The 2,500-nt window shown below is 54.0% G+C and carries 1 tRNA gene and 2 rRNA genes (1 of these 3 cut by a window edge); all 3 read right to left on the minus strand.

Annotation, left to right across the window (positions count from 1 at the left end):
- Positions 1 to 223: 223 nt before the first annotated feature.
- Positions 224 to 300: transfer RNA gene (locus AC2FIM_RS20205), tRNA-Met, on the minus strand.
- Between the two features lie 87 nt (positions 301 to 387).
- Positions 388 to 502 (minus strand): 5S ribosomal RNA (rrf, locus tag AC2FIM_RS20210).
- Between the two features lie 182 nt (positions 503 to 684).
- A 23S ribosomal RNA gene (locus tag AC2FIM_RS20215) occupies positions 685 to 2,500 on the minus strand (it continues 1,012 nt past the right edge of the window).

Genomic DNA, 2,500 nt, shown 5'->3' on the forward strand with positions numbered 1-2,500 from the left:
TCGCCCCGTTTGCTTCCACGGTGCTTTCAGTTGTGATGGCGCAACGCAAAAGCCCGCTCTGGCACGGTGTGTAATATATTGATATTGTGTAGTGATTTAGGTTGCGGGAGTAGGGTTTGAACCTTTGGCCTTCGGGTTATGAGCCTGACGAGGTGAAGACGTTAAGCAATTGATCCAGTGGATCAATTGTAGTCTGAACGGGCTGTGTTGATATTATTCGACCTGGTTGCGGGAGTAGGATTTGAACCTACGACCTTCAGGTTATGAGCCTGACGAGCTACCGGGCTGCTCCATCCCGCGACACTAGGTTGGCCTATCGCTTTCGCTACTTGAGGCCGGGGTCGAATAAGTATTGTTATCATTTAGAGAGAATTGGGATTTTTCTAGGTTTGGCGGTGACCTACTCTCCCGGGGCTTAAGCCCAAGTACCATTGGCGCGGCAGTGCTTAACTTCCGGGTTCGGGATGGGACCGGGTGTTTCACTTGCGCTATGACCACCAAACCGAGGAAAATCCCACGTTGCGACTTGCGTAGCAAGCGCGACGGGTGGCAGGCAGCGTCTTTTGCGTGCAAAAGGCGCGTTGCCACTCGGTAGTGTAATCAATCAACAGTGCCGCTTGGCGCGACACAGCCATCGTTAGTCTAAGGTGTGTATGTTTTTGATTTGTCTTTCCATTACTGGATCAAATCAAGCCTATCGGGCGATTAGTACCGGTCAACTGAACGCATTACTGCGCTTACATCTCCGGCCTATTGACGTGGTGGTCTTCCACGGCCCTCAGGGAGACCTTGTTTTGAGGGGGGCTTCCCGCTTAGATGCCTTCAGCGGTTATCCTGTCCGATCATAGCTACCCTGCACTGCTGCTGGCGCAACAACAGGTCCACCAGTGGATCGTTCACCCCGGTCCTCTCGTACTAGGGGCAACTCCTCTCAAGTCTCCTACACCCACGGCAGATAGGGACCGAACTGTCTCACGACGTTCTAAACCCAGCTCACGTACCTCTTTAAACGGCGAACAGCCGTACCCTTGGGACCTGCTCCAGCCCCAGGATGAGATGAGCCGACATCGAGGTGCCAAACACTGCCGTCGATATGGACTCTTGGGCAGTATCAGCCTGTTATCCCCGGCGTACCTTTTATCCGTTGAGCGATGGCCCTTCCACTCGGGACCACCGGATCACTATGGCCGTCTTTCGACTCTGCTCGACTTGTCAGTCTCGCAGTCAGGCTGGCTTCTGCCATTGCACTCAACGAGCGATTTCCGACCGCTCTGAGCCAACCTTCGCGCGCCTCCGTTACGCTTTAGGAGGCGACCGCCCCAGTCAAACTACCCGCCACGCAGGGTCCCGGATCCGGATAACGGACCGCGGTTAGACATCAAGAGTGCGAAGGGTGGTATCTCAAGGGAGGCTCCACAGGGACTAGCGTTCCTGCTTCAAAGCCTACCACCTATCCTGCACATCACAATCCTGATGCCAGTGCGAAGCTGTAGTAAAGGTGCACGGGGTCTTTCCGTCTAACCGCGGGAAGCCTGCATCTTGACAGGCAATTCAATTTCGCTGAGTCGATGTTGGAGACAGCGGGGAAGTCGTTACGCCATTCGTGCAGGTCGGAACTTACCCGACAAGGAATTTCGCTACCTTAGGACCGTTATAGTTACGGCCGCCGTTTACCTGGGCTTCAATTCAAGGCTCTCACCTCTCCTTTTAACCTTCAGGCACCGGGCAGGCGTCAGACCCTATACGTCGTCTTGCGACTTCGCAGAGCCCTGTGTTTTTAATAAACAGTCGCCACCCCCTGGTTTGTGCCCCCAGCCCCTAGTTGCCTAGGAACCGGGCCTCCTTCTCGCGAACTTACGGAGGTATTTTGCCGAGTTCCTTCAACATCGTTCTCTCAAGCGCCTTGGTATTCTCTACCAGTCCACCTGTGTCGGTTTAGGGTACGGTCTTATAGGAGGGCTATTTCCAGGAACCTCTCAGCAGCCCATTCAATCCGATAAGGATGAACTACCTCTGAGATCCGTCACCACTCCACGGCCTAGGAATATTAACCTAGTTCCCATCGCCTACGCCTTTCGGCCTCGGCTTAGGGGCCGGCTTACCCTGCTCAGATTAGCTTTAAGCAGGAACCCTTGGACTTTCGGCGAGAGTGTCTCTCACACTCTTTGTCGCTACTCATGTCATCATTCTCACTAGTGATCTCTCCACCGGATCGCTCACGCGCCGGCTTCATCGAAAGCCTCTCTCCTCCAATACGCCCGAAGACGTGAAGGAGGAATGAGACTATGTCACACTACGCTCTGCTACCATGCCTTACGGCATCCTAAGCTTCGGCTCATGGCTTGAGCCCCGTTACATCTTCGCCGCAGGACAACTTATTTAGACCAGTGAGCTGTTACGCTATCTTTAAAGGATGGCTGCTTCTAAGCCAACCTCCTGGTTGTTTTGGTCGTCCCACCTGCTTTCCCACTTAGCCATGAATTGGGGGCCTTAGCTGTAG

The organism is Ruegeria sp. CDSC052 (assembly GCF_059610685.1).